Origin of the sequence: Sphingomonas sp. RB1R13 (assembly GCF_036663775.1) — a bacterium.
GTDB lineage: Bacteria > Pseudomonadota > Alphaproteobacteria > Sphingomonadales > Sphingomonadaceae > Sphingomicrobium.
This window is the reverse complement of sequence record NZ_JAXOJM010000001.1, coordinates 932,717-956,475: the sequence shown is the minus strand read 5'-3', so window position 1 is coordinate 956,475 and position 23,759 is coordinate 932,717. Positions and strand designations below refer to the sequence as shown.

Here is a 23,759-nt window from a genome sequence, read left to right as displayed (position 1 = left end):
CGATCAATCGTGCCGACTAACCGAAACCGGTGACCGACAAACTCTCCATCGCCCTCGTCCAGATGAACCAGCGCGTCGGCGATCTCGCCGGCAATGCCGCCGCCATCCTTGGGTGGCGCGCCAAGGCCGCTCACGCCGACCTCGTCATGGTGCCCGAGCTTCAGCTGACGGGCTATCCGCTCGAGGATCTGGTGCTCAAGCCCGAGTTCGTGCGGCGCAGCGTCGAGGCCGCCGAACGGCTGGCCGACGCGACCGGCGACGGCGGCCCCGCCCTTCTGTTCGGCGCGCTGCACGTCGAGGACGGGCTGGTCTACAACGCGATGATCCTGGCCGAGGGCGGGCGCGTCGTTGCGCGGACCCTCAAGCATGAACTTCCCAATTACGGCACCTTCGACGAGAAGCGCGTCTTCGCCAGCGGCCCGCTGCCGACGCCGATCGACTTCCATGGCGTGAAGATCGGCGTTCCCATCTGCGAGGACATCTGGCGCGAACCCGTCTGCGCCGCGCTGGCCAGGGCCGGGGCCGAACTGCTGCTGGTCCCCAACGGCAGCCCCTATGAGCTTAACAAGGACGACGTCCGCCTCCGCCTCGCGCAGGACCGGACCAGCGAGACCGGGCTCCCCCTCGCCTATCTCAACCGCGTCGGCGGGCAGGACGAAGTGGTGTTCGACGGCTCGTCGTTCGTCATGAGCCGGACCGGCGAAATCCTGCTGCAGATGCCCGACTGGGACGAGACGCTGGTGATGACCAAATGGTCCCGCACCCCGACCGGCTGGACCTGCGCGCCGGGCGAAAAGCATGTCCTCGACCCCTATCCCGCCGATATCTACCAGGCGATGGTCGTGGGCCTGCGCGACTATGTCGGGGACAACGGCTTTCCCGGCGTCATCCTCGGCCTGTCGGGCGGGGTCGACAGCGCGCTCTCGGCTGCGGTCGCGGTGGATGCGCTTGGCCCCGATAAGGTGTGGTGCGTGATGATGCCGTCGAAGTTCACGTCGCGTGACAGCCTCGAAGATGCCGAGGGTTGCGCGAACCTGCTCGGGGTGCGGCATGACGTCATCCCGATCGCGCCGGGAGTCGAGGCGCTCGGCACCATGCTCGCTCCAGCCTTCGCCGGCACGAAGCCCGGCCTCGCCGAGGAGAATATCCAGTCGCGGTTGCGCATGGTCACGCTGATGGCGCTCTCCAACCGCTTCGGCCCCATGCTGCTGACCACCGGCAACAAGAGCGAAATGTCAGTCGGCTACGCCACCCTCTATGGCGACATGGCGGGGGGCTATTCGGTACTCAAGGACGCCTACAAGACCACCTGCTTCGCCCTCTCGCGCTGGCGCAATGCGACAAGGCCCGAGGGCGCGCTGGGCCCTGCTGGGCCAGTCATGCCCCAGCGGGTGATCGACAAGCCGCCCACCGCCGAACTTCGCGACAACCAGAAGGATGAAGACAGCCTGCCGCCCTACAGCCTGCTTGATCGGATCCTCGACGCGCTCGTCGAAAAGGAGCTGTCGGTGCGTGAAACCGCCGCGCTGACCGGCGCCGACGAAGCCCTCGTCTCGGAGATCGAGCATAAGCTGCTCCGCGCCGAATATAAGCGCCGCCAGTCTCCCCCGGGGGTCAAGCTTGGCGCCCGCAACTTCGGCCGTGACCGCCGCTATCCGATCAGCAACGCCTTCCACACCGGCAAGCCCTGATGTCCGGTGCCTCGGTCGTCACCCGTTTCGCGCCGTCCCCGACCGGGCGGCTCCACGTCGGCAATATCCGCACCGCGCTTCACAATAGGTTGTTCGCGCTGCGCCACGGCGGGCGCTTCCTGCTCAGGATCGACGATACCGACGCCGCACGCTCGACCGCCGAAAACGACCAGTCGATCCGCGACGATCTCGCTTGGCTCGGGCTCGTCCCCGACGCCATGGTCCGCCAGTCGGACCGCTTCGCCCTTTACGAACGCGAATTCGACCGCCTCCGCACGGCGGGCCGGGTCTATCCCTGCTACGAGACCTCTGAGGAACTCGACCTGCGCCGCAAGGTCCTCCTGGGCCGCGGTCTTCCCCCGGTGTATGAACGCAAGTCAATCGACGACCCCGCCCCCGACGGCGTCGCCCCCCACTGGCGCTTCCGCCTCGACCATGGTGCGCCGATCGTCTGGCACGACCTCGTGCGCGGCGACCAGAAGTTCGACCCTTCGCTGATCAGCGACCCCGTCGTCCGCCGCGCCGACGGCAGCTGGCTCTATCTCCTGCCCAGCGTGATCGACGACATCGATCTTGGCATCAGCCATATCGTGCGCGGCGAGGACCATGTCTCGAACAGCGCGACCCAGGTCCAGATGTTCGAAGCGCTGGACGCCCTAGTCCCGCATTTCGCCCACGAGGCTCTGCTCGTCGCGGCAGAAGGCAAATTGTCGAAACGCTTCGGCGCGATCGGGGTCGGCGAAATGATCGAAGCCGGGCTCGAGCCGATGGCCCTGCTTTCGCTCCTCGCGCGGCTTGGCACCTCGCAGCCGGTCGAACCCAAGGCGACCCTTGCCGAACTCGCCGCCGGATTCGACTTCGCCCACTTCGGCCGAGCCCCGGCGCACTTCGACTTCGCCGACGTCGAGCAGTTGAACGCCCGTTTGCTGCACCACCTCGATTTCGCTCAGGTCGCCGACCGCCTCCCCGCCGGCGCCAGCGAGGCCGACTGGCTGCTCCTGCGCGGGAATCTTGCCCATTTGTGCGAATATGACGACTGGCTCCCGGTGCTCGACGGCGACCTCGATCCGCCCGAAATAGCGCCGGAAGACCGCGCCTTTCTCGCCGAAGCCGCCCAAGTCGCTGCCGCCCTCGACTGGACCGCCGACCCGTGGCCCACGCTCACCACCGCGCTCAAGGCCAGCACCGGCCGCAAAGGCAGGGCCTTGTTCCACCCCCTGCGCCTCGCCCTGACCGGCCGCGACTCTGGCCCCGAAATGGCCCCGCTCCTCAAACGCATCGGCCGCGACCGCGCCCTCGCGCGACTGGATGCATTCGCCGCCTAACTCCCACAAACGTCGTCCCGGCGAATGCCGGGATCCCAGTCGTCAAACGAACGAAGCAGTCAAGCGATTGAACCGGTCCTCCCCTGACCGGGATCCCGGCATCGCCGGGACGACGACCGCGGTCATTTTCCTGCTTGTCACCTTAATGTAATGATGTATCATCCCAATATCCAGCAAGGAGGTCCGCGATGCTTGCCTATGCCGCCAACGCCACCACCCGCCGCGACGCCGGTCGCCCCAAATTGCTCATCCCCATCGTCGCCGCGCACGTCGTGCTGATCGGCATCGTCATGACTGCGCGGATGGATGTCGTCCGCACCGCTCCGCCGCCGATGATCGTGGAGACTTACCGCCTCCCGCCGCCGCCCCTTCCGCCCGAGCCGACCCCCCAGAAGCAGGCCAAGCCCGACCCGCAACCCGCCCAAACCACCGTCAATCCGCTCGTCGACATTGCGCCGACGCCACGCTTCCCGACGCAGGTTCAGCCGCATGACGTCGGCACGATCACCGACGGCACCGGCCCGTCGCCGCTCCCGCTTCCACCGTTCATCATCCCCGAGCCGCCCCACGCCATCGTCCGCACCCTGCCACGGCTCGCGACCGCCGAGGAGCTCCTGCGTCCGCCCTATCCCGCAGCGAAACGCGACGCCGGTATCGAGGCCGCGCTGGTCCTTCGCCTGTCGATCGACGAGCGCGGCCGGGTGACGTCGGTCGAGCCCGTCGGCAAGGCCGATCCCGCCTTCCTCGCCAGCGCCCGTGCCCATCTCATCCGCGCCTGGCGCTTCGATCCTGCGACCGAAGACGGCAAGCCAGTTGCCTCGACCAAGACCATCACGCTCCGCTTCGAACTTGGCGAAGGCTGAGAAGCCCCCTATCTTGGGGGCATGTCCGTCATGCCCCCTCCGGTCGGCCCGATCGCCGCGCTTCGTGATCTTGCCGCGGTCTTCCGTCACGGCACGCAGGAGAAGTTGATCGGCGCCGCGCTGGCGATCCTCTCGACGATCATCATCGTCATCCTGTTCCTCGTCGATCCGCAGATCAACACCGCGCCCCCCGAACAGATTATCTATGCCGAATCCTATGGCCCCGGCCGAACCGATGCCGACATCAAGCGCGACCAGATCCGCGACCAGAAGGCCAGGGACGACGCCAAGGAAGCGCGCAAGAAGGAATTCCAGAACCTCGAGAAAAAGCTCGGCATGTGACCGCCGCCGGGGGGCAGTCGGCTGATGACGAACGCTGGATGGCCCAGGCGATTGCGCTCGGCGACAAGGCGCGTGGCCGAACCGCGCCCAACCCCAACGTCGGGTGCCTGATCGTCCGCCACGGCGAGATCATCGGGCGTGGCGCGACCTCGCCCGGGGGCCGCCCTCATGCCGAGGCCAATGCGCTGGCCGACGCCAACAGCCGCACTGTCGGCGCCACCCTCTACACCAGCCTCGAGCCTTGCGCGCACCTGAGCAAGCGCGGCCCAACCTGCGCTACCTCGATCATCGCACACGGCATTTCGCGAGTCGTCATCGCCATCGAGGATCCCGACCCGCGCACCGCCGGGCAAGGGATCGCCGCGCTCCGCCACGCCGGAATCGAAATTGTCATTGGTGTCCTGCCCGCGACCGCCGCTGCCTCGATGGCCGGCTATCTCACCCGTCTCGCGCTCGGCCGCCCCCGCATCACGCTCAAGCTGGCGCTCTCGATCGACGGCAAGATCGCGCTTCCCTCGGGCGAATCGAAGTGGATCACCGGTGAGGATGCCCGCGCCCATGTCCACCTCGGACGCGCCCTCTCGGACATGATCCTCGTCGGTCGCGGCACCTATCTCGCCGATGCGCCCCGGCTCGATGTCCGCCTCCCCGGGCTCGAGCAGCACAGCCCGCGCCGCGCCCTCCTCACCCGCGGCGAGGCGGTCGACGGGTGGGAGGCACTCTCATCACCCCAGGACGTGTTCCGCCTTCATGACGTCAACGACCTGCTCGTCGAAGGCGGCTCGGCGACCGCCACTGCCTTCCTCGCCGCCGACCTCGTCGACCGCATCCTCATCTACCGCGCCCCGATCATTGTCGGCGAGGGCAAGAACAGCGTCGGCTATATCGGGCTCGACGCGATTGCCGACGCCCATGGCCGCTGGGTCAGTGCCGGCGCCGCCAACCTTGGCATCGACCGGCTCGAAGTCTACGAGCGCGAACGACTGCGGCAGGAGCCCTGATGTTCACTGGAATCGTCACTGCCATCGGCACCGTCCGCTCGGTTGAACAGCGCGGCGACCTGCGCCTCGTCGTCGCTTGCGACTATGACATGGCCGGGGTCGATCTCGGCGCCTCGATCGCCTGCTCGGGCGCCTGCCTGACGGTGGTCGACAAGGGCGGCGACTGGTTCACCGTCGATGTCTCGGCCGAAAGCGTCGCGCGCACCGCCGCTGGCCTGTGGCAGGAGGGCGCCCGCCTCAACCTCGAACGCGCATTGCGGATGGGGGACGAACTTGGCGGCCACCTCGTCACTGGCCATGTCGACGCCGTCGCGCGCGTCGCCGAAGCGACCGTCACCGGTGGCTCGCTGCGCGTTGGCATCGATATCACTACCGATCTCGGCCGGCTCGTCGCGGCCAAGGGGTCGGTCACGCTCGATGGCGTCTCGCTGACCGTCAACGAGGTCGAGGACGGCGCCGCGGGCACGCGCTTCTGGATCAACCTAATCCCCCACACCGCCGACCAGACCACGCTCGGCAGCATCACCGTCGGGCGCGAACTCAATATCGAGATTGACGTGCTCGCTCGGTATTTGCAGCGCATGACCAAGATAATGTGATCAGCCGCTCTTGCGATCACAATAAAATGTGATAATGCTCGTGCCATGTCCAGCACCCTCATCGATCGCCTGACCTCGATTATCGAGACCGGCGAAGTCAGCCGCGCGGGCCTTGCCCGCGCCGCCGGCCTCCACCCCAACAGCCTGCGCAAGCTTGGCACGGCAGAGTGGAACCCTACCGCCGACACCCTCGGGCGGCTCGAAAAACTGCTCCTGCGCGGCACCACCGATGTCCTCGTCGGGCCCGAGGCGATCATCGACGAGGCCCGCAACGGCCGCATGTTCATCCTGGTCGACGACGACGATCGCGAAAATGAGGGTGACCTCATCATACCGGCGCAAATGGCGACCCCCGACGCGATCAATTTCATGGCCCGCCACGGTCGCGGGCTGATCTGCCTCGCATTGGCCAAGGAGCGCGTCGACCAGCTCGGCCTCGCCCCGATGGCGCCCAAGAACGGCACCCGCCATGAAACCGCCTTCACCATTTCGATCGAGGCGCGTGAAGGCGTCACCACCGGCATTTCCGCCGCCGACCGCGCGCGCACCGTCGCCGTCGCGATCGACTCGAGCCGCGGCAAGGACGATATCGTCTCGCCCGGCCACATCTTCCCGCTCGTCGCGCGCCCCGGTGGAGTCCTCGTCCGCGCCGGCCATACCGAGGCTGCGGTCGACGTCTCGCGCCTCGCCGGGCTCAATCCGTCGGGCGTGATTTGCGAAATCATGCGCGAGGACGGGACCATGGCCCGGCTAGACGACCTTATGGAATTCGCCGCCGCGCACGGGCTCAAGATCGGTACCATCCGCGACCTCATCGCCTACCGCCTCAAGAAGGATAATATGGTCTCGCGGGTGGCCGAGAGCAGCTTCGTCACCACCAGCGGCGCGACCTGGGTCGCCCAGGTGTTCCGCGACAAGAGCAATGGCGTCGAACAGGTCGCAATGGTCCACGGCACGCTCGATCCGACCCAGCCCGCCCTCGTGCGGATGCACTCGCTCGACATACTGACCGACATTTTCGGGGAGCGCAGCGTCCGGTCGGGGCTGCTTCAAGGCGCCATGCGGATGATCGAGGAACATGGCTCGGGGGTGGTTGTCGCGCTGCGCGTCGTCTCGGCCGCGGCCTTCTCGCTCGCCATCGACCGCCGCGAGGGGAAAGCCGTCGAGGGCGGGGACGAGCTTCGCAACTATGGCGTCGGCGCGCAGATGCTGGCCGCGCTCGGCATTCACGACATGGTCCTGCTGACCAATACGCGCCATGCCCCGGTCGGGCTGTCGGGCTATGGCCTCACGATTGTCGAGGAACGCCCCATTTCCGCCGCCTCCGACCCAGGTAGCGCATCCTGATGGCCCATCTCCTCATCGCCGAAGCGCGCTTCTACGCCCACCTCAACGACATGCTCCTCGCTGGTGCGCGCGCCGCGATCGAGGCGGCCGGCCACACCCACGAAACCGTCACCGTCCCTGGCGCGCTCGAGCTTCCCGCCGCGATCGCGCTCGCCTCTGAAGGCGACACCTTCGACGCCTTTGTCGCGCTCGGGGTCGTCATCCGCGGCGAGACCTATCATTTCGAGATCGTCGCCGGCGAAAGTGCGCGCGGCCTCATGGCGCTGACCCTCGATGGGGTCGCGGTCGGCAACGGCATATTGACGACCGAAAATGAAGCCCAGGCCATCGTCCGCGCCGACCCCGCCCAACTCGACAAGGGCGGCGACGCGGCGAAAGCGGCGTTGGCCCTCCTCGGCCTTCAAACCCGCTTTTAATCCAGCGCCAGCCACACCTCGTTGCGCCGCAGCGGTCCCGGGATCATCGGCGAATTATAGAAGGCATATTCCGGCTCGGCCTCGCTTCGCTCGCCATTGCGCGCCAGCCAGCCGCGCAGCCGGTCCTCCTGCTCGGCCAGGTCGCGATCATCGGGGCGACCGGCGAACGAGACCACCGCCACTCGCCGCGCGGGCATCGTCAGCAGGTCGATCTCGTCGGGTGGGGCGGGCAAATCCTGCTCCTCGCGCCCGCTCGGCATAACGAAGCGCGTGCGCCACCCTCCCTGCATCTCGTCATCGAACAGCGGCGGATCGCTCGCCATCGGGTCGCCTGCGTCCTGCATCACCGGAACGGTCATCGCCAGTTCCTCGCCCGGTCGTGATTTGGCGAAGATATAATCGGCGATCCGGCGAAAGCCTTCGCTCAGCGCCTGGCGGCGCGCGCCGTGGACGATCGTTTCGGCAATGACGATCTCGGGATAGTCACGGACCTGGAAATCGCCGTCGGTCCGCAGCGTCCGGTAATCGGGCTCCTCGGTCGCCTTTTCCTTGAAATAATATAGCGCCGCGCCGCCGAGCAGCGCCGCGCCCGCCGCCGCGCCAATGCCAATCCACGTCTTCCGCCCGGTCCACGTCTTGAGCATCGTCTCTCTCCTTGACGAAGCGACTAACTGGTCAGGCCGCGACCTGTTCCTTAACCACCGGATAGTCGGTGTAGCCTTCGGGTCCTTGCGAGTAGAAGGACTCGGGATTGGGGCTGGCGAGTGGCGCCCCGTCGCGGATCCGCGCTACCAGGTCGGGGTTCGCGATAAACGGTCGCCCGAATGCAATTGCGTCGGCCACGCCCTCGTCGATCCGCGCCTGCGCCGTCTCGCCGACATAATCCGAATTCAGCACGATCCGCCCCGAATAGAGCGCGCGCATTGCCGGGCTGACAGGTGGATGCGACGGCTTGCCAAAGCTCGACCCGGGACCCGGTTCGCGAAGCTCGATCCACGGCAGTTTGCGCATTTCCAGTTCGCGAGCGACTGCTTCGAACAGTGGCTCGGGCGCCGGATCGTCGACCCCTTGGGACAATGAATTCGGCGAAAAGCGGATCCCGGTCCGCTCGATCCCGACCTCGCCCGCCACCGCGTCGACCACCTGGAGCGCGAATCGCATGCGGTCGTCGATCGACCCGCCAAAGTCATCGTCGCGATGATTGTCCGACGCGCGCAGGAACTGGTCGATCAGATAGCCATTGGCGGCGTGGATCTGGACCCCGTCGAACCCGGCGAGCATCGCATGGCGCGCGGCGACGACATAATCGCCTGTAATCCGCGCAAGGTCGTCGACGGTTGCGGGACGCGCCAACTCATAAGGCTGATTGCCATCGTACGTATGGGCATGGTGGGGCGCGGTGGTCGCCGACGACGATACCGGCTGACCCCCGCCAACGCTGGAATGGACCAGCCGCCCCATGTGCCACAATTGCGCGACGATCCGCCCGCCGGCCTGATGGACGGCATCGATCACTGGCTTCCATCCCTCGACCTGGGCCGAGGTCCACAGCCCCGGCGCATGGGGCCAGCCGAGCCCCTCGCGCGAAATCCCGGTCGCTTCGCTGATGATCAGCCCGGCCGATGCCCGCTGGCGATAATAGTCCACCGCCAATGCGCCATGGACTCCCTCGCGATCCGCCCGGCCGCGGGTCAGTGGCGCCATGATGATCCGGTTGGGCAGGGTCAGCGCGCCCATCGTCAGCGGGTCGAACAAGGAAGGAATGGCGGTTCTCCGGAAAGAAAATCATCGTGCTTGTGCCGCGGCACGAGACAGTGAACAGGCGACACAGATAGGGGGCGGCGGTGGCGAAACAAGCGCAGCATGAGCAAGCCGGCCCCCAGGCCCGCTCCGCCGATCGCGGTCCGCACCGGCTCGCCTTCGCTGCCCTGCTCGTTGCCAATGCCGCCTTGTCACTCGGCACCTGGCTGGTGCGGCTGGCCGATACCGGGCCGGTCGCGGCGGGTTTCTGGCGGATGGCGCTGGCTGCCCCGATGCTTGCCGTGCTTGCCGTTGCGGTGGGTCAGCCGGTGCGCTGGCCGGGCTGGCGCATCTTCTGGATCATCGCCGTCGCTGCACTCTTCTTCGCCGCCGACCTGGCCGCGTGGCACGCCGGGATCCGCCTGACCAAGCTTGGCAACGCCTCGCTGTTCGGCAATTTCGCCAGCTTCGCCTTTGCCGCCTGGGGGCTGTGGCTCGCCCGCCGCTGGCCCGCCCCGGTCCAGGCGCTGGCGCTGCTCCTCGCCGCGATCGGCTGCGCCTTGATGATGAGCGAAAGTGCCGAATTCAGCGCTGCGCACCTCCGCGGAGACCTGCTCGCCCTGCTCGGCGGCGCGCTCTATTTCGTTTATCTCGTCGGGGTCGAACGGATCAGCGGCGCCATCCGCCCACTCGCCCTGCTCGCCTTCGCCAGCAGCCTTGGCGCGCTCTTCCTGCTCCCCGCCGCCCTCGCGCTCGGCGAGCAAGTCATGCCCCACGTCTGGTGGCCGCTGATCGCCCTGGCGATCGGATCGCAGGTCATCGGTCAAGGCCTCCTCGTGTTCGCCATCGGCCAATTGTCCCCGCTCGTCGTCGGCCTCGCTTTCCTCACCCAGCCGGCGACTTCGGCGGCGATCGGCTGGCTCGTTTATGGCGAGCGCCTGTCGTTGCGCGACTGGACCGGCGCCATTGCCATCGCCATCGCGCTGATCCTCGTGCGCTTGCGCCCCGCCTCGCCAATCGCCACTTAGGGGCGATGGAAGACACGCCGCTCACCGCAATCCGCCGCAGCCTTGCGCTGCCTGTTGGCGACAATGCCGTGTTCGACGGGTGGAACGACGCCGCCGTCGTCAGCGCCGCGACCGCCCTCGGCATCGACCCCGCCGTCGCCCGACTCGCCTTTCCCAAAAAGCCTGCCGACATGATCGCCGCTTATGTCGCAGGTGTCGACGACGCGCTTCTCGCCGCCGTCCCGCCCGAAACCCTCGCCACGCTTCGAGTCCCCGCCCGCATCCGCATGCTCCTGCTCACGCGGCTCGACATCATGTCCCCCGCACGCGAAGCCGTCCGCCGCGCGCTCGCCATCCTTGCCCAGCCGCAGAATATTCCCGCCGCCGCCCGCCTCGGCTGGCACAGCGCCGACCTGATGTGGCGCGCCGCGGGCGATACCGCGACCGACTTCAACCACTACAGCAAGCGCGCCATCCTCAGTTCAATCTATGCCGCGACCCTGCTGGTGTGGATCGATGACGACAGCGAGGGCCAGGCCGATACCGCTGCCTTCCTCGACCGCCGCCTCGCCGGAGTCGCGCGGTTCGAAAAGGCCAAGGCCAACTGGGCCGGCTCGTCCGAGCGCCGCCCCAGCATTGCGCGCTTCGTCGGCCGACTGCGCTATCCACCGAGTTGAGAACACACCCTTTCCAATTGCTCCTGTTAATGATAATCAGTCGCAATGGCGCACCCATCGACCCTCGATGAGCTCAAGCTCGGCACCCCGGCCCAGATCGCGTCGATCGACTGGGCGTTGCTCGGCGAAAGCGAGGCGTGCCGCCTGCGCCACTTCGGCTTCGATGAGGGGGTCAAGGTCGAGCCGCTCCACCTTGGCCCGTTCGGCAAGGATCCGCTTGCGGTCCGCGTCGGTCGCATGACCGTCGCGATCCGCCGCGCCCACGCCCGCGCGGTCCAGGTCGTTCCGATCGCCGCCTGAGGCCAGCGACGTGAAGCGCGTGCCCCTGGTCGCGGTCGTCGGCAATCCCAATGCCGGCAAGAGTGCGCTGTTCAACGTCCTCACCGGCGCCCGCCAGAAGGTCGGCAACTACCCCGGCGTCACCGTCGAACGAAAGACCGGCAAGACCCTGCTGCCCGACGGCGCCCCGGTCGAACTGGTCGACCTGCCCGGCGCCTACAGCCTCGATCCGACCAGTCCCGACGAGGCCGTCACCCGCGACGTCCTCCTCGGCAAGCAGGCCGGCGAGCGCCTCCCCGACGCGCTGCTCATCGTCATCGACGCCTCCAACCTCGACAATCACCTCCGCTTTGCGCTGCAATTGATCGAGCTCGGCCTGCCGACGGTGATCGCGCTCAACATGGTCGACCTCGCGAAACGCGACGGCCTCGTCCTCGACCCCGCAAAACTCAGCGCCGAACTCGGCGTCCCCGTCGTCGAGACCGTCGCCGTCCGCAAGCGCGGCATCGACCAGCTTCGCACCGAAATCGCCACCCTCGTCACCGCCCCGCGCCAGATCCGCGCCGGTGCCGGCCCCAGCCACGACGGCTTCACCCTCCAGCGTCGCGCCCGCGAGATCGCACTCGGCGCGATCCTCTCCGAAGCCCCTGCACGCCGTTTCAACCACAGCCTCGATTCGGTCCTGCTCCACCCGCTGATTGGCCCGATCATCCTGGCGGTGATCCTGTTCACCATGTTTCAGGCGGTATTCACCGGCAGCGCGATTCCCGCCGACGCCATCGCCGCCGGTGTATCCGACCTCGGCCAATGGCTCGCCCCCCTGCTCCCCGCAGGCCTCTTCCGTTCGCTGATCGTCGACGGGATCATCTCCGGGGTCGGCGCCGTGCTCGTCTTCCTCCCTCAGATCCTCATCCTGTTCCTCTTCATCCTGCTGCTCGAATCGACCGGCTACATGGTCCGCGCGGCGTTCCTCATGGACCGGCTGATGAGCAGGGCCGGTCTCTCGGGCCGCGCCTTCATCCCCTTGCTGTCGAGCTTCGCCTGCGCCGTCCCCGGAATCATGGCGACCCGCACGATCGAGGATCCCAAGGATCGCCTCACGACCATCCTCGTTGCCCCGCTGATGACCTGCTCGGCGCGGCTTCCGGTCTACGCCCTCATCATCGCCGCCTTCATCCCGCGACGCGATGTCCTTCCCGGCATCGGCCTCCAGGGGCTCGTCCTGTTCGGCCTCTATATCGTCGGCGTGATCGGCGCGCTCCTTGCCGCGCTCGTCCTCCGCCGCACCGTGGTCAAAGGCGGCGGCGGCGGCTTCATGATGGAGCTGCCCAAATATCAGTGGCCCCGCGTCGCCGACATCGCCATCGGCCTGTGGCAGCGGGTGATGATCTTTCTCAAGCGCGCGGGGACGATCATCCTCACTACCACGGTCATCCTGTGGGCCTTGTCCTCCTTCCCCCACGCCGGCCCCGGCCAGAAGCAGAGCGAAGTGTCGATCGCCGGCCATATCGCCAGCGGGATCGAGGTCGTCGTGGCGCCGATCGGCTTCAACCACGACATCTCGCTCGCGCTGCTCCCCGCCATGGCCGCGCGCGAAGTCGCCGTCGCGGCGATCGCCACGGTGTACGCGATCGACAATGTCGACGACGCCAAAAACGTCCAGACCCTCGCTCAACAAATGCACAGCCGCTGGTCTCTCGCCACCGCGCTCGCCTTCCTCGCCTGGTTCGTGTTCGCGCCGCAGTGCATTTCGACCATCGCCGTCACCCGGCGCGAGACCAATGGCTGGAAGTGGCCGCTGTTCATGGTCAGCTACCTCTTCGTGCTCGCCTATATCGCGGCCGGGATCACATATTGGCTGGCAGTCGCGGCGGGGCTTGGCTAGGCTCCGTTTGTATCAAACGGAGAGCGAAATGGCTGGCAGCGTGAACAAGGTGATCCTGGTCGGAAACCTCGGCAAGGATCCCGAATCGCGAAGCTTCGCCAATGGCGGCAAGGTCGTCAGCTTCTCGGTCGCAACGTCCGAGAATTGGAAGGACAAGAGCTCGGGCGACCGCAAGGAAAAGACCGAGTGGCACAATGTCTCGATCTTTTCTGAGGGCCTCGCCCGCGTCGCCGAGCAATATCTCAAGAAGGGCTCGAAGGTCTATCTCGAAGGCCAGCTCGAAACCCGCAAGTGGCAGGACCAGTCGGGCAACGACCGCTACACGACCGACGTCGTGCTCAGGAACTTCAACAGCTCGATGGTCCTCCTCGACGGCCGTGAAGGCGGCGGCGGGGGAGGCGGCGGTGCGCGTGGCGGCGGCTATGGCGATGAATTTGGCGGCGGCGGCGGATCGAGCTTCGGCGGTGGCAGCGGCAACGCCCGCCCGCAGTCACGCCCCCAGCCGGCAGCGTTCGACACCGACCTTGACGACGACGTCCCGTTTTAATTTGAGGTCGGTGCCAGCCCGCACCCCCACCCGGCCAACCCAGTCAGTGTATTCTATGGGTTGGCCGGGTGCCTAAGCTAAAAGTCCCCCGGACTTTTCGCCACTCGGCACGGTGCGGGCTGGCACCGTTCTTCGCATAAAAGACTCTAGACCGATCTACCGGCGGCGACCAATGCCGCCGGGGTCGTCCCGATCTCCTCGGCGACCGCGACCAGATCGGGTTCATGACTTTCCAGAAACCCCACGACCGCACTTAACAAACTCTCATCCCCCAGCCGCTCCCGCAACTGGTCCGCATCCAGCCCGGTCAGTGCCAGGAACCGCTCGGCCCGCTTCGGCTCGCTCAGCGTCGCGGCCAGCGCGCGCAATATCAATGCGGTCGGATCATGGTTTGTCGCGGGCTCACGCATCGCCTATCAGCGCCTTGAATAGTGGGACAAAAGCTCTTGGCCAGGATTTTGGTAGTCGAGGACAATGCGCTGAACATCAAGCTGTTCTGCGATCTCCTCGCCGCCCACGGCCATCTGACCGAGGCCGTGACTGACAGTCGCGAAGCGATTGCCACCGCGCAATCCTTCCGCCCCGACCTCGTCATTACCGACATCCAGCTGCCCCACGTCAGCGGGCTTGAGCTGATGGCCCTGCTCGGCGCCGATCCGGACCTCAAGGACGTCCCGATCATGGCGGTCACTGCTTACTCGGCCCAGGGCGACGACGAACGCATCCGCGCGGCGGGGGCCAAGGCCTATGTCTCCAAGCCCATCTCGGTCGCGCGCTTTGCCGAAACGGTCGATTCCCTCCTGAATCCCGCGCCGGACCCGGCCCCAACGGAAACGGGCGCCCCCGCGGTTGCGGCGACGCCCGATGTCCTCGATCCCGATACCCTCAAACAAGGTCCGGAAGAAACTCCCGCACCCACCGCTTGAGTTACTTGATCTTGGCTTCCTTGAAATCGACATGCTTGCGCACGACCGGGTCGTACTTGCGGAACGACATCTTCTCGGTTGTGTTGCGCGGGTTCTTCTTGGTGACGTAGAAAAAGCCGGTGTCGGCAGTGCTGACGAGCTTGATCTTGACGGTTGCCGGCTTGGCCATCGGATTGTCCTACGGATCTTGAAAACGATATGATCTTGAAAACGATACAGGCGGCCCAAAGACAAATGCCTAGGCCGCCCGAATGGGGCTCCCTTGGCCAGCGGGGGCAAATTTGTCAAGCGCGAGTGACCATTCCCCCTACAAATCCGGAGGCTTTGACCCGTCGTTAACCGAATCGGGCGACAAGGGGCGGGTCAACGGAGAATCAAGCCATGGCCACCGATTCGCTCAACATCGTCCGCACCCGCATCGGCGAGCGGATTGCCGAGATCCAGGCCCGTGCCCGCACGCTCAAGCCGGTCGACATCTGCGCGAAGATGGCTGCGATCCGCAGCCTCGCCGCCGAACATGGCCTGATCGCGCTCGAAGGCCTCGCCGATTATGGCGAACATCATGCGATGATGCCCGGCCACCACGCCGCCACCCGCTGCGCCCTCGACCACATCGACGCCGCCCTCGCCAGCAACTCCCCCAGCGACCGCCAGACCGTCCTCGCCGCCATGGCGCTAAGACTGCACTAGGAGCTTCTACTTCTCCCCCTGGGAGAGGGCGACTCAGCGAAGCTGAGCGGGGTGAGGGCGCCTGGACAAGTCGCACACGCCCACCCCAACAGCGTCACCTCGGGCTCGACCCGGGGCCCGCCTGAACCTTTGCCTCCCCGTCATTCCCGAGAAGGCGGGAACTCAGCGCGAAGCCAAACGCGCTTTCGCTCAAGAAGCTGGGTCCCACCTCCCGGGGATGGCGGCTAACGACCCAATTGCCGTCGTTGACCTATCGGCGCGGGCGCATCAAGATTGCTCAATGAGACACCTCCTTCAAGCCATTGCCGTCAGTTCACTGCTAATTACCCCTGCATGTTCCGACGGGTCAGTCAGAGCGCAACAGCCGGACAGCAAAAAGCAGGTTGTCATGGCGGCCAAGCGTTCCGCGTTGGCTTTGTCGGGGCGAGTGACGGATGCTGCCCACGTCCTGAGCGCCGAGGAAACGGTTCGTCTGACGCTGCAACTCCAAGAATTTGAACGCTCCACAAAGCACCAAATGGTCGTGGTCACGGTTCCGACTCTTGGCGGCGTGGAAATAGCGAAGTTTACACGTAAATTGGCCAATCATTGGGGGATCGGCCGCAAAGGTCATAACGATGGAGTGGTCGTTCTTGTCGCTCCAACGGAGCAGAAAATTCGCATAGCGGTTGGCTACGGGTTGGAGGGGACGCTAACAAAGGCAGTCTGTCAGCAAGTCATTGTCGAGAAGATGTTGCCGCATTTTCGTCAGAACGATTTTGGGGGAGGCATAGAAGCCGGAATTGACGCGTTGATTGCTCGCTTGGGTTAACGTCCGCTTTCCATCAATTACGGCATCGACGATTTTCCTGTCCTACAGCACACCCAATATGCTTGGTTCATTCGATGATCCTTCGCGCCATCCTGACCGACATTTGCCCGCTGACACGCGGAGCACGCATGACGCCATTGACTCGCATGACACGATTACCACAAAACCTCGCCACACTGTCTAGTTGTCCAAAACGCCCCCCCGCATCCTTCCCGCCCCCCGCGCATTGACCCTCAAATGCGCGCCTTCAGCCAGCTCCTCGACGACCTCGTCTACACCCGCTCGCGCAACACCAAGCTGCGGCTGATCGGTGACTATCTCAAGGCCACTCCCGACCCTGACCGCGGCCTTGCCCTCGCCGCGCTGACCTCGACGCTCGACATTCCCGCGATCAAGCCCGCCGTCGTCCGCGCGCTCGCCGAGGAACGGATCGACCCCGTCCTCCTGCGCATGAGCCGCGACTATGTCGGCGACATGGCCGAGACCGTCTCTTTGCTGTGGCCAGCCCCGGACGGTGAACCCGGCGACCTCGACGACGGCACCATCACCGTCTCGGCGGCGGTCGCCCAGCTTACGGCCGCGAGCCGCGCCGACGCCCCCCGCATCCTCGCGCGCATGCTCGACCATCTCGACGCCTCGGGCCGCTTTGCCTTGCTCAAGCTGGCCACCGGGGCGCTGCGGGTCGGCATCTCGGCCCGCCTCGCCAAGCAGGCGCTGGCCAACGCCTTCGGGCTCGACGTCGAGCAGGTCGAGGAAGTGTGGCACGGCCTGCGCCCGCCGTTCACTGAGCTGTTCGACTGGGGCGAGGGCCGCGCCGAACAGCCGACCGCGAAGGACATCCCCGTCTTCCGCCCGTTCATGCTCGCCCACCCGCTCGACGAAACGAAAGTCGATCTCGCCGACTATGCGACCGAGTGGAAATGGGACGGCATCCGCATCCAGCTGGTCCACGCCGGGGGCGACACCCGCCTCTATTCACGTACCGGGGACGACATTTCCGGCAGTTTCCCCGACATCGCCGCTGCCTTCACCCACCGCGCGGTACTCGATGGCGAGCTGCTCGTGCGCGGCGCAGGGCAGGGGGCCGACGAACATGGCGGCGCCGCGGCCAGCTTCAACGCGCTCCAGCAGCGCCTCGGCCGCAAGAATGTCTCGGCCAAGGTGCAGGGCGACTACCCCGCCTTCGTCCGCCTCTACGACATGCTGTTCGACGGCGAGGAAGACCTCCGCGCCCTCCCCTGGTCCGATCGCCGCGCCCGGCTCGAAGCCTTCATGCCGACGCTCGACCCCGACCGGTTCGACCTTTCGACCATCATCGACGCCCCTTCGTTCGACGCCCTCGAGGAGCTTCGCGCCGGAGCCCGCGACTCGGCGATCGAAGGCATGATGCTCAAGCGCCGCGACTCGCCTTACGTCGCCGGCCGCCGCGTCGGACAATGGTATAAATGGAAGCGCGACCCGCTCACCGCCGACTGCGTCATGATGTATGCCCAGCGCGGATCGGGCAAACGCTCGTCCTTCTACTCCGACTTCACCTTCGGCTGCTGGACGGAAGGCGGCGAGTTGCTCCCTGTCGGGAAGGCCTATTTCGGCTTCACCGATGAAGAGCTCAAGATGCTCGACAAGTTCGTCCGCGGCCACACGCTCAATCGCTTCGGTCCGGTGCGCGAGGTCGAAAAATCGCTGGTCCTCGAAGTCGCCTTCGACTCGCTCCACAAATCGACTCGCCACAAGTCGGGCCTCGCCATGCGCTTCCCCCGCATCGCCCGCATCCGCACAGACAAGCCCGCGCACGAAGCCGACCATATCGACACGCTGATGAAGCTCGCGACCTAGAGGAGCGACTTCTCGAGCACGACAAACTCAAGCTCTTCATGTCCATCGATCGGGAATGGTCGCCGCTCGCCGGTCGCTGCATATCCCCGCCGCTCGTACCAGGCGATCAACTCGGTGCGCAGTCCGATAACGGTCATTTCTATCCGCCGTGCCCCAAGGTCGGCACGGGCATGATCCTCGGTGGCGGCCAGCATCATCCGCCCCAGCCCCGACGCCTGCCGCGCCGGATCGACCGTCAGCAGTCCCAGATACACCAGTCCCTCGTCCTTCCGCGTCAGCGCGACACAGCAGGCGGGACGCTCGCCATCGTGGAACAGCAGCAGGTGCTGCGCCGGATTGGCCAGCATCGCACCAAGCTCCGCCTGGTCGGTCCGCTCGCCCTCAAGCAAATCCGCCTCGTGGCTCCACCCCGCCCTCGCCGTCTCGCCCCGATACGCCGATTCAATCAGCGCATGGAGGTCGGGCAGATCGTCGGTCGTCGCTTCTCGAAGCTTCATCGCGTCCCCACTCATGGCTCAAGAAAAACCCGGCCGGCCATCACTGGCCGACCGGGTCATCATCCCGCAAGGGGATTAGCTGAAGAGTCGAACTTACTGGTTCGCCGGGCCGAGGTTCACCGCGGCATATTTACCACGACGATCGACCTCGATCTCGAACTCCAGCCGGTCGCCTTCGTTGAGCGTCGGCATGCCGGCACGCTCGACCGCCGAGATGTGCACGAACGCATCGGGCTGCCCGTCATCGCGACTGATGAAGCCGAAGCCCTTCATCGCGTTGAAGAACTTGACCGTTCCGCTGGCCTTTTCACCGGTCAGCTGACGCTGCGGTCCGCCACGATCGCCGCCCGGGGCAGCGCCGAAGCCGCCGCCGCCTTCGCGCGGGGCCGCCGGGGCACCGGTGCGGACGACTTCCATCGGCTCGCCATCGATGCGCAGGTTGGTCGCCGAGATGCGCCCGCCGCGATCGACGAGCGTGAACTCGAGCGGCTGGCCATCGGCAAGGTCGGCCAAGCCGGCCTGCTCGACTGCGCTGATGTGCACGAACACATCTTCGCCGCCGTCATCACGGACGATGAAGCCGAAACCCTTTTGCGGATTGAAGAATTTGACGACGCCCTTGCCTTCGCCAACGACCTGCGGAGGCATGCCGCCACCCGCGCCGCCGCCGCCGCCACTGCGGAAGCCGCCGCCGCCGCCGGGCGCACCGCCGCCGCTGCGGAAACCACCGCCGCCACCGGGCGCGCCGCCGAAGCCGCCGCCGCCACCGCCGCGATAGCCACCGCCACCACCGCCGCCGCCGCCGCCGAAGCCGCCACCGCCGCCACGATCGCCATAGCTGGCGCCGCCGCCGAAGCCGCCGCGATCACCGAATCCACCGCCACCGCCGCCGAAGCTGCTGCCGCCGCCTTCGTCACCACCAAAACTGTCGCGCTTGTCGCGGCCGCGTCCGCCGCGATCCCCTTTACGCCCTCGATCGAAACCCATTCAAACTCTCTTCACGTGCCCCGACGAGACGGATAACCAACGCGCGGGGCCCATGGCGCGAACGGTATGCGCCCGTGAAAACCGCGCGCGCACGGCCAATGGCATATCGTAAAAAGGCCTCGCCTCCTAGTGATTCGTCGGTTGGCCACTGGCACTGCCCCCCGATTAGCGCCTATTGGCCGCATGAGGCGGCTTCGGCGGCGCGAACAGGCAAAGGAATCAACGGCGTTGGCGATCCATTTCCATGAAGAAGACTTGCCCGCTGGCGTGACCTTCGCCGACGGCCCGATTGCGGTCGATACCGAGGCGATGGGCCTGATCGCCGGGCGCGACAGGCTGTGCCTGGTCCAGCTGAGCGACGGCGGTCCCGACGAGCATCTCGTCCGCTTCGGCCCCGACAGCGACTATTCGGCGCCCAATTTGAAAGCACTGCTGGCCGATCCGAACCGGCTCAAGCTCTATCATTTCGGCCGGTTTGATATCGGCATCATGCGTGCCTACCTCGGGATCATGGCCGCCCCCGTCTATTGCACGCGCACCGCGTCGCGGCTGATCCGCACTTACACCGATCGCCACGGGCTGAAGGAACTCGTCAAGGAACTGCTCGGCACCGACATTTCGAAGCAGCAGCAGACCAGCGACTGGGGCGGGCCCGACCTCAACGATGCCCAGCGCGACTATGCCGCGTCCGACGTCCGCTACCTCCACCGCCTCAAGGCCGAGCTCGACAAACGGCTGTTGCGCGAAAAGCGGATGGAGCTCGCCCAGGCCTGCTTCGACTTCCTCCCCAATCGCGCGCTGCTCGATCTTGCTGGCTGGGCCGAGCAGGATATTTTCGCGCATGCCTGAAGCGGCGGATCTCGACCGCGCGCCAGTTCCGCGCTGGGCGCGACCGGGAAGCTCGCATGACCGGTTCGTGCGGCTGCTCAAGCTCGGCCTGCCGGTGATCGGCTTTGCGCTGCTGCTGCTCCTCGCCATCGCCCCGTTCAGCAAGAAGACCGAAGTCAGCTTCCTGCTCGACAAGAACAAGGCCGACAAGGCGAGCGAACGGATGCGGGTTGAACAGGCGCGCTACACTGGCGCCGACGACAAGGGTCAGCCATTCGAGATCAACGCCCGCCAGGCGGTCCAGCATTCGAGCGCGGTGCGCATCGTCGACATCAACGGGATGACTGCGAAGGTCGGGCTCGACCAGGGCCCGGTGTCGATCGCCGCCGATCATGGCCGCTATGACCTCGACCGGCAGAGCGTCTCGGTCCCCGGCGCGGTCAGCGTGCGCGACGACAAGGGCTATCACCTCGACACCAGCAATGTGAACGTCGACCTGAAGGCCAAGAACCTGTCGAGCGGCGGACCGGTCAGTGGCACGATGAAACTCGGCACCTTCACTGCCAACCATCTTTCGGCCGACCTGGGCAGCCGCACTGTGACACTCAGCGGCGGCGCGCGCTTGAAAATCGTGCAAGGGGCGATCAAGAAGCAATGATGCAGCGCACACGCCCCTCAATCGCCGGCCCTCTGATCACCGGTCTCGCGGCCCTCGTCGGCGTCGTCGGCCTTGCCCATGCCGACCCGACCTCGGCCCTCAAGGGCCATGACAGCAATGCCCCGGTCGACATCAGCGGCGCGCGGATGGAGGTCCAGGACCGGGCCGACCGCGCCGTCGTCGCGGGCAAGGTCCATGTCCGCCAGGGCGAACTGACTCTCGACACCGAGCGGCTGACGATCGCCTACACCAATGTGAAGGGCATCGCGATCCAGCGGCTCGACGCCTCGGGCGGGGTCGTGGTGAAAAGCCCAACCGAGACCGCGCGCGGGTCGTTCGGAGTCTATGACCTCGACCGCAAGCTGATCACGCTGGTCGGCGGGGTCCAGCTCACTCGCCAGCAGTCGCAAATCAACGGCTCGCGGATGGTCATCGACCTCACCACAGGCCGCGCGGTCGTCGACGGCGGTGCCCCTGGGCTCGACGCCTCGGGCGGGCGAGTGACGGGCCACTTCATCGTTCCGCAGCGCAAGGGCTGATGGACCAGGCTACCCTTCTCGACCGCTCGGACAGTCCGCAGGCGGCAGCGCCGGTGCGCGGGCTCGAAGTATGCTCTATCGCCAAGTCGTACGACAAGCGCGCCGTGCTCCATGACGTCAGCCTGTCGGTCTCGCGCGGTGAAGTGGTCGGGCTGCTTGGCCCCAATGGCGCCGGCAAGACCACCTGCTTTTACTCGGTGATGGGGCTGGTCAAGCCCGACGCCGGGCGGATCATCCTCGACGGGCAGGATATTACCAGCCTGCCAATGTACCGTCGCGCGGTCCTCGGGCTGGGCTATCTGCCGCAGGAAACCTCGATCTTCCGGGGGCTCACGGTCGAGCAGAATATCATGGCGGTGATCGAACTGTCCGAGCCCGACAAGTCGAGGCGCCGTGATCGGCTCGAACAGCTCCTCGGCGAATTCGGGCTGACCAGATTACGCGACAGTGCCGCCATGGCGCTTTCCGGGGGCGAGCGTCGCCGCTGTGAAATCGCCCGCGCGCTGGCCGCCGAACCCTCGATCATGCTGCTCGACGAGCCGTTCGCGGGGATCGACCCGATCTCGATATCGGACATTCGCGACCTGGTGAAAGATCTCAAGCAGCGCGACATTGGCGTGCTCATCACCGACCATAATGTCCGCGAAACGCTCGACATCGTCGACCGCGCCTGCATCATCTACGGCGGCGAAGTGCTGTTCCAGGGCAGCCCGCAGGACCTGGTCGCCAACGCCGATGTGCGAAGACTCTATCTAGGTGAAAGCTTTGCGCTGTAAGGACTAAGGCGTGGGTTTAGGTCCTCGCCTTGATGTCCGCCAGTCGCAGTCGCTGGTGATGACCCAGCAGCTGCAGGCGGCGATCAAGCTGCTCGCGCTGTCCAACCTCGAACTCGAAGCCGTCATCGCCGAGGAACTGTCGAAAAACCCCCTGCTCGAGGCGAGCGGCGGCGACGGCGACAATGTCGTCATCACTGTCGACCGCGAAACCGGCGACGAAGCGGCCGAGCCGACCGGCGCCGACGAGCTGCTCGCTCGGGGCGACGACAGCGGGCTCGACATGGACTGGTCCGCCGCCGCGCTCGACACCGACAGCGCGTCCGATGTCGGCAGCGGAGGGAGCAGCGACGAAGCGTTTGACTTCGACCGGCTTGCCAGCTGCGAGACCGGGCTGTGCGAACATCTAATGGACCAGCTTCACGGCGCGAGCAGCCTGGCCGAGGCGATCGTCAGAGAGCTTGAGGAAACCGGCTACCTCGCTACCCCGCTCGAGGCGATCCAGGCCGCTACCGGCACCACCCGCCGCGAGGTCGAGGAGGCCCTTCGCCTTGTCCAGTCGCTCGACCCCGCCGGAATCGGCGCGCGCACCCTGTCCGAATGTCTCGCGCTCCAGGCGAAGGCCGCCGACCGCTACGACCCCGCCATGGCCCGCCTGATCGACAATCTCGACCTGCTCGCGCGCGGCCAGATGAAGGACCTCAAGCGCATCTGCGGGGTCGATGACGAGGATCTCGCCGACATGGTCCGCGAACTTCGTGCCTATGATCCCAAGCCCGGTTGCCGTTTCGCCGACAAGGCGCCCGACGCTGCCCAGCCCGACCTGTTCGTCCGCCGCACGCCCACCGGCTGGCACGTCGAACTCAACGCCGCCTCGCTCCCCCGCGTCCTCGTCAATCGCCGCTATCACGCCGAACTCAAATCAGGCGCGACCGACAAGGCGTCGAAGGCATGGCTGACCGATTGTCTCGCCAGCGCCCACTGGCTGGTCAAAGCACTCGACCAGCGCGCCCGCACCATCGTCAAGGTCGCCTCCGAAATCGTCCGCCGCCAGGAAGGCTTTTTCCTCGGCGGAGTTTCGGCGATGAAGCCGCTCACCCTGCGCGACGTCGCCGAGGCGATTGAAATGCACGAATCGACCGTCAGCCGAGTGACGTCGAACAAATACCTCCTCTGCGATCGCGGCCTGATCGAACTGAAATATTTCTTCAGCTCGGGGGTCGGCAGCGACGATGGCGAGGGCGCCGCCGCCGAAGCCGTCAAGGCCGCGATCGGCCGACTGATCCATGACGAAACCGACATTCTCAGCGACGATACTTTGGTCGATCTGCTCAAGGCAAAAGGCTTCGACCTCGCTCGCCGCACCGTCGCCAAGTACCGCGAGGCGATGGGCATCGGCTCCTCGATCCAGCGGCGTCGGCAAAGGAAGATGGCGGGCGGGTAGGGGAGTTTTTGTTGCGAAGAGAACCAGCGAAGCGCCAACACAACCCCATTC

At 66.2% G+C, this 23,759-nt stretch carries 28 protein-coding genes; 22 read left to right on the top strand and 6 right to left on the bottom strand.

The window, feature by feature from the left end; translation table 11 throughout:
• The first annotated feature begins 29 nt into the window (after positions 1 to 29).
• The 8 genes from U1700_RS04580 to ribH all read left to right on the top strand — a co-directional run bounded on the left by U1700_RS04580 (position 30) and on the right by ribH (position 7,584).
• Entirely contained in the window at positions 30 to 1,691 is a 1,662-nt protein-coding gene (locus U1700_RS04580; RefSeq protein WP_332750537.1) for an NAD+ synthase, read from the top strand.
• Positions 1,691 to 3,016: a glutamate--tRNA ligase gene (locus U1700_RS04575; protein ID WP_332750535.1), complete on the top strand. Its 1,326-nt coding sequence runs from the start codon at positions 1,691 to 1,693 to the stop codon at positions 3,014 to 3,016. The genes U1700_RS04580 and U1700_RS04575 overlap by 1 nt, the downstream gene beginning before the upstream one ends.
• Positions 3,017 to 3,204: 188 nt before the next feature.
• Positions 3,205 to 3,879 carry an energy transducer TonB gene (locus U1700_RS04570; protein ID WP_332750533.1) on the top strand — a complete coding sequence of 225 codons (675 nt, stop codon included), beginning with the start codon at positions 3,205 to 3,207 and terminating at the stop codon, positions 3,877 to 3,879.
• Between the two features lie 21 nt (positions 3,880 to 3,900).
• Positions 3,901 to 4,221, top strand: coding sequence for a hypothetical protein (locus tag U1700_RS04565; protein ID WP_332750531.1), 321 nt, complete (start codon positions 3,901 to 3,903; stop codon positions 4,219 to 4,221).
• Positions 4,218 to 5,222, top strand: coding sequence for a bifunctional diaminohydroxyphosphoribosylaminopyrimidine deaminase/5-amino-6-(5-phosphoribosylamino)uracil reductase RibD (gene ribD, locus U1700_RS04560; RefSeq protein WP_332750529.1), 1,005 nt, complete (start codon positions 4,218 to 4,220; stop codon positions 5,220 to 5,222). Before U1700_RS04565 ends, ribD begins: the two co-directional genes overlap by 4 nt.
• On the top strand, positions 5,222 to 5,821 hold the full coding sequence (locus U1700_RS04555; protein WP_332750527.1) for a riboflavin synthase: 600 nt from the start codon (positions 5,222 to 5,224) through the stop codon (positions 5,819 to 5,821). The genes ribD and U1700_RS04555 overlap by 1 nt, the downstream gene beginning before the upstream one ends.
• A 45-nt stretch (positions 5,822 to 5,866) precedes the next feature.
• Complete coding sequence (ribB, locus tag U1700_RS04550; protein WP_332750525.1) at positions 5,867 to 7,168, top strand: 3,4-dihydroxy-2-butanone-4-phosphate synthase; 1,302 nt, start codon at positions 5,867 to 5,869, stop codon at positions 7,166 to 7,168.
• Entirely contained in the window at positions 7,168 to 7,584 is a 417-nt protein-coding gene (ribH, locus tag U1700_RS04545) for a 6,7-dimethyl-8-ribityllumazine synthase (RefSeq protein WP_332750523.1), read from the top strand. Before ribB ends, ribH begins: the two co-directional genes overlap by 1 nt.
• Here the strand turns inward: ribH and U1700_RS04540 are convergent.
• Complete coding sequence (locus tag U1700_RS04540; RefSeq protein ID WP_332750521.1) at positions 7,581 to 8,228, bottom strand: SOUL family heme-binding protein; 648 nt, start codon at positions 8,226 to 8,228, stop codon at positions 7,581 to 7,583. The genes ribH and U1700_RS04540 overlap by 4 nt on opposite strands.
• Before the next feature lie 31 nt (positions 8,229 to 8,259).
• Positions 8,260 to 9,348 carry an alkene reductase gene (locus U1700_RS04535; RefSeq protein WP_332751131.1) on the bottom strand — a complete coding sequence of 363 codons (1,089 nt, stop codon included), beginning with the start codon at positions 9,346 to 9,348 and terminating at the stop codon, positions 8,260 to 8,262.
• Between the two features lie 80 nt (positions 9,349 to 9,428).
• On the opposite strand from U1700_RS04535, the gene U1700_RS04530 reads away from it, so the two are divergent.
• The 5 genes from U1700_RS04530 to ssb are packed head-to-tail and all read left to right on the top strand — an operon-like array spanning position 9,429 to position 13,719.
• Entirely contained in the window at positions 9,429 to 10,352 is a 924-nt protein-coding gene (locus U1700_RS04530; RefSeq protein WP_332750519.1) for a DMT family transporter, read from the top strand.
• Between the two features lie 5 nt (positions 10,353 to 10,357).
• Positions 10,358 to 11,008 carry a COQ9 family protein gene (locus tag U1700_RS04525; RefSeq protein WP_332750517.1) on the top strand — a complete coding sequence of 217 codons (651 nt, stop codon included), beginning with the start codon at positions 10,358 to 10,360 and terminating at the stop codon, positions 11,006 to 11,008.
• A gap of 45 nt (positions 11,009 to 11,053) precedes the next feature.
• Positions 11,054 to 11,308 (top strand): FeoA family protein, encoded by a 255-nt coding sequence (locus U1700_RS04520; protein WP_332750515.1) that lies wholly within the window; start codon positions 11,054 to 11,056, stop codon positions 11,306 to 11,308.
• 10 nt (positions 11,309 to 11,318) lie between these two features.
• A complete protein-coding gene (gene feoB / locus U1700_RS04515; protein ID WP_332750513.1) occupies positions 11,319 to 13,172 on the top strand; it encodes a ferrous iron transporter B in 1,854 nt (617 codons plus the stop codon).
• Positions 13,173 to 13,200: 28 nt separating this feature from the next.
• A complete protein-coding gene (gene ssb, locus U1700_RS04510) occupies positions 13,201 to 13,719 on the top strand; it encodes a single-stranded DNA-binding protein (RefSeq protein ID WP_332750512.1) in 519 nt (172 codons plus the stop codon).
• 146 nt (positions 13,720 to 13,865) lie between these two features.
• Here ssb and U1700_RS04505 read toward each other — a convergent pair whose 3' ends face one another.
• A complete protein-coding gene (locus tag U1700_RS04505; protein ID WP_332750510.1) occupies positions 13,866 to 14,129 on the bottom strand; it encodes a DUF3572 family protein in 264 nt (87 codons plus the stop codon).
• A 36-nt stretch (positions 14,130 to 14,165) separates the two neighbouring features.
• On the opposite strand from U1700_RS04505, the gene U1700_RS04500 reads away from it, so the two are divergent.
• Positions 14,166 to 14,645, top strand: a complete 480-nt coding sequence (locus U1700_RS04500; RefSeq protein WP_332750509.1) for a response regulator — start codon at positions 14,166 to 14,168, stop codon at positions 14,643 to 14,645.
• Between the two features lies 1 nt (position 14,646).
• Here the strand turns inward: U1700_RS04500 and rpmG are convergent, their stop codons facing one another.
• The gene (gene rpmG, locus U1700_RS04495) at positions 14,647 to 14,814 is read right to left on the bottom strand and encodes a 50S ribosomal protein L33 (protein WP_332750507.1); all 168 of its coding nucleotides are present in this window, start codon (positions 14,812 to 14,814) and stop codon (positions 14,647 to 14,649) included.
• Between the two features lie 212 nt (positions 14,815 to 15,026).
• Between rpmG and U1700_RS04490 the strand changes: the two genes are divergently transcribed.
• The 3 genes from U1700_RS04490 (at position 15,027) to U1700_RS04480 (ending at position 17,982) form a co-directional block, all read left to right on the top strand.
• Positions 15,027 to 15,335: a hypothetical protein gene (locus U1700_RS04490; protein WP_332750505.1), complete on the top strand. Its 309-nt coding sequence runs from the start codon at positions 15,027 to 15,029 to the stop codon at positions 15,333 to 15,335.
• Between the two features lie 280 nt (positions 15,336 to 15,615).
• Positions 15,616 to 16,146, top strand: a complete 531-nt coding sequence (locus tag U1700_RS04485) for a TPM domain-containing protein (RefSeq protein ID WP_332750504.1) — start codon at positions 15,616 to 15,618, stop codon at positions 16,144 to 16,146.
• A 237-nt stretch (positions 16,147 to 16,383) separates the two neighbouring features.
• A complete protein-coding gene (locus U1700_RS04480) occupies positions 16,384 to 17,982 on the top strand; it encodes a cisplatin damage response ATP-dependent DNA ligase (protein ID WP_332750502.1) in 1,599 nt (532 codons plus the stop codon).
• Here the strand turns inward: U1700_RS04480 and U1700_RS04475 are convergent.
• A complete protein-coding gene (locus tag U1700_RS04475) occupies positions 17,979 to 18,479 on the bottom strand; it encodes a GNAT family N-acetyltransferase (protein ID WP_332750500.1) in 501 nt (166 codons plus the stop codon). The two genes, U1700_RS04480 and U1700_RS04475, sit on opposite strands and share 4 nt — an antisense overlap.
• Before the next feature lie 93 nt (positions 18,480 to 18,572).
• The gene (locus tag U1700_RS04470; protein WP_332750498.1) at positions 18,573 to 19,466 is read right to left on the bottom strand and encodes a cold-shock protein; all 894 of its coding nucleotides are present in this window, start codon (positions 19,464 to 19,466) and stop codon (positions 18,573 to 18,575) included.
• A gap of 228 nt (positions 19,467 to 19,694) precedes the next feature.
• Between U1700_RS04470 and U1700_RS04465 the strand changes: the two genes are divergently transcribed.
• The 5 genes from U1700_RS04465 to rpoN are packed head-to-tail and all read left to right on the top strand — an operon-like array spanning position 19,695 to position 23,708.
• Positions 19,695 to 20,315 (top strand): ribonuclease D, encoded by a 621-nt coding sequence (locus U1700_RS04465; protein WP_332750496.1) that lies wholly within the window; start codon positions 19,695 to 19,697, stop codon positions 20,313 to 20,315.
• Complete coding sequence (gene lptC, locus U1700_RS04460) at positions 20,308 to 20,952, top strand: LPS export ABC transporter periplasmic protein LptC (RefSeq protein WP_332750495.1); 645 nt, start codon at positions 20,308 to 20,310, stop codon at positions 20,950 to 20,952. Before U1700_RS04465 ends, lptC begins: the two co-directional genes overlap by 8 nt.
• On the top strand, positions 20,952 to 21,491 hold the full coding sequence (locus U1700_RS04455; protein ID WP_332750494.1) for an LptA/OstA family protein: 540 nt from the start codon (positions 20,952 to 20,954) through the stop codon (positions 21,489 to 21,491). The genes lptC and U1700_RS04455 overlap by 1 nt, the downstream gene beginning before the upstream one ends.
• Entirely contained in the window at positions 21,491 to 22,267 is a 777-nt protein-coding gene (lptB, locus tag U1700_RS04450) for an LPS export ABC transporter ATP-binding protein (protein WP_332750492.1), read from the top strand. Before U1700_RS04455 ends, lptB begins: the two co-directional genes overlap by 1 nt.
• A gap of 10 nt (positions 22,268 to 22,277) precedes the next feature.
• Entirely contained in the window at positions 22,278 to 23,708 is a 1,431-nt protein-coding gene (gene rpoN / locus U1700_RS04445) for an RNA polymerase factor sigma-54 (protein WP_332750491.1), read from the top strand.
• Positions 23,709 to 23,759: the final 51 nt, after the last annotated feature.

Excerpts from the sequence above, each read along its gene's own strand:
- U1700_RS04575 (WP_332750535.1), top strand. The coding sequence starts at position 1,691 with ATGTCCGGTGCCTCGGTCGTCACCCGTTTCGCGCCGTCCCCGACCGGG.
- U1700_RS04570 (WP_332750533.1), top strand. The coding sequence starts at position 3,205 with ATGCTTGCCTATGCCGCCAACGCCACCACCCGCCGCGACGCCGGTCGC.
- U1700_RS04565 (WP_332750531.1), top strand. The coding sequence starts at position 3,901 with ATGTCCGTCATGCCCCCTCCGGTCGGCCCGATCGCCGCGCTTCGTGAT.
- U1700_RS04555 (WP_332750527.1), top strand. The coding sequence starts at position 5,222 with ATGTTCACTGGAATCGTCACTGCCATCGGCACCGTCCGCTCGGTTGAA.
- ribB (WP_332750525.1), top strand. The coding sequence starts at position 5,867 with ATGTCCAGCACCCTCATCGATCGCCTGACCTCGATTATCGAGACCGGC.
- ribH (WP_332750523.1), top strand. The coding sequence starts at position 7,168 with ATGGCCCATCTCCTCATCGCCGAAGCGCGCTTCTACGCCCACCTCAAC.
- U1700_RS04540 (WP_332750521.1), bottom strand. The coding sequence starts at position 8,228 with ATGCTCAAGACGTGGACCGGGCGGAAGACGTGGATTGGCATTGGCGCG.
- U1700_RS04525 (WP_332750517.1), top strand. The coding sequence starts at position 10,358 with ATGGAAGACACGCCGCTCACCGCAATCCGCCGCAGCCTTGCGCTGCCT.
- U1700_RS04520 (WP_332750515.1), top strand. The coding sequence starts at position 11,054 with ATGGCGCACCCATCGACCCTCGATGAGCTCAAGCTCGGCACCCCGGCC.
- ssb (WP_332750512.1), top strand. The coding sequence starts at position 13,201 with ATGGCTGGCAGCGTGAACAAGGTGATCCTGGTCGGAAACCTCGGCAAG.
- U1700_RS04505 (WP_332750510.1), bottom strand. The coding sequence starts at position 14,129 with ATGCGTGAGCCCGCGACAAACCATGATCCGACCGCATTGATATTGCGC.
- rpmG (WP_332750507.1), bottom strand. The coding sequence starts at position 14,814 with ATGGCCAAGCCGGCAACCGTCAAGATCAAGCTCGTCAGCACTGCCGAC.
- U1700_RS04490 (WP_332750505.1), top strand. The coding sequence starts at position 15,027 with ATGGCCACCGATTCGCTCAACATCGTCCGCACCCGCATCGGCGAGCGG.
- U1700_RS04485 (WP_332750504.1), top strand. The coding sequence starts at position 15,616 with ATGAGACACCTCCTTCAAGCCATTGCCGTCAGTTCACTGCTAATTACC.
- U1700_RS04480 (WP_332750502.1), top strand. The coding sequence starts at position 16,384 with ATGCGCGCCTTCAGCCAGCTCCTCGACGACCTCGTCTACACCCGCTCG.
- U1700_RS04475 (WP_332750500.1), bottom strand. The coding sequence starts at position 18,479 with ATGAAGCTTCGAGAAGCGACGACCGACGATCTGCCCGACCTCCATGCG.
- U1700_RS04470 (WP_332750498.1), bottom strand. The coding sequence starts at position 19,466 with ATGGGTTTCGATCGAGGGCGTAAAGGGGATCGCGGCGGACGCGGCCGC.
- lptC (WP_332750495.1), top strand. The coding sequence starts at position 20,308 with ATGCCTGAAGCGGCGGATCTCGACCGCGCGCCAGTTCCGCGCTGGGCG.
- U1700_RS04455 (WP_332750494.1), top strand. The coding sequence starts at position 20,952 with ATGCAGCGCACACGCCCCTCAATCGCCGGCCCTCTGATCACCGGTCTC.
- lptB (WP_332750492.1), top strand. The coding sequence starts at position 21,491 with ATGGACCAGGCTACCCTTCTCGACCGCTCGGACAGTCCGCAGGCGGCA.